Genomic DNA, 1,362 nt, shown 5'->3' with positions numbered 1-1,362 from the left:
GAGGGTGTCAGAAATTTTGTGTTCGGGCATAACATGAGTAAGAGGTGCATGTATGCCAACCAAAAAGAAACCCTTGCGTGACCTGCCCAAAATCCCCAAAGAGCTGCTGGAGCAGTTCGGTGAGGGCCTGATGACCGCAGAAGCTATCGAGGATGCCTCAGCGGCGTTCAAGAAGGCCTTGATCGAGCGCGCCTTGAGTGCCGAACTCGGTCACCACCTGGGTTATCCGCCGGGCGCGCAGCGCCCGGAGGATGAAACCAATCAGCGTAACGGCAAGAGTGGCAAGACGGTTTTGACCGGCGATGGCCCGCTACGACTGGAAATCCCTCGCGATCGAGACGGTAGTTTTGCGCCCATTCTGATCCCCAAGCATGAGCGGCGTTACACCGGTTTCGATGACAAGATCATTGCCATGTACGCCCGTGGAATGACAGTCAGAGAGATCCGGGCATTTTTGTCCGAGCAGTATGGGACGGACGTTTCACCCGACTTCATCAGCTCTGTGACAGACGAGGTCATGGAAGAAATTGGCGCGTGGCAACAGCGGCCATTGGAGCCGATGTACCCGGTCATTTTCTTTGATGCGTTGCGGGTGAAGATCCGCGAAGAAGGTCTGGTGCGCAACAAGGCTATTTACCTGGCGCTGGGCGTTCTACCCGACGGGACGCGCGATATCTTGGGCATCTGGATCGAGAACACCGAAGGTGCGAAGTTCTGGATGAAAGTCTTTAACGATCTCAAGACGCGCGGCGTCGAGGATGTGCTGATTGCGGTTACTGACGGCCTCAAAGGCATGCCAGAGGCCCTCAGCGCGGTTTTCCCAGAGACGACGCTGCAGACTTGCATCGTGCACTTGATCCGCAACAGCCTGGACTACGCGCCTTGGGATAAGCGCCGGGCACTGGCCAAAGACCTCAAACCGATCTACCAGGCCATCAACGCCGAAGCGGCTGAGCAGGCACTCGATGAGTTCGAGAACGGGCCGTGGGGTGAGAAGTACCCAACGGTGGTGGCTGCCTGGAGGCGCGCCTGGGATCGAGTAATTCCATTCTTTGTCTTCCCACCGGCCATCCGGAAAGTGATCTACACCACCAATGCCATTGAGAGCATCAATGCTCAGTTACGCAAGATCATCAAGACTCGTGGCCACTTCCCGACCGACGACGCTGCCACCAAGCTGATCTGGCTGGGGCTGCGAAACATCACAGCAAACTGGGGCTCAGCAGCGCATGATTGGAAAAGTGCGATGAATCAATTTGCGGTTCTGTACGGAGATCGGTTCATCAGGCCGACCTGGTGAAAATCAGGGCCTGCCTAACGGCAGGCCGTTACCGGCCCGCACACAAAAAATCTGACAGTCCC

1 protein-coding gene is annotated in these 1,362 nt (G+C 56.7%); it reads left to right on the top strand.

What is annotated here, in order from left to right; all coding sequences use genetic code 11:
- Positions 1 to 52: 52 nt before the first annotated feature.
- Positions 53 to 1,300, top strand: coding sequence for an IS256 family transposase (locus ABE528_RS27290; RefSeq protein ID WP_346654631.1), 1,248 nt, complete (start codon positions 53 to 55; stop codon positions 1,298 to 1,300).
- Positions 1,301 to 1,362 lie beyond the last annotated feature (62 nt).

This window comes from Pseudomonas sp. TWI628, from assembly GCF_039673865.1.
Lineage (GTDB): Bacteria > Pseudomonadota > Gammaproteobacteria > Pseudomonadales > Pseudomonadaceae > Aquipseudomonas.
This window is presented reverse-complemented; position numbering and strand designations above follow the sequence as displayed.

Excerpts from the sequence above, each read along its gene's own strand:
- ABE528_RS27290 (WP_346654631.1), top strand. The coding sequence starts at position 53 with ATGCCAACCAAAAAGAAACCCTTGCGTGACCTGCCCAAAATCCCCAAA.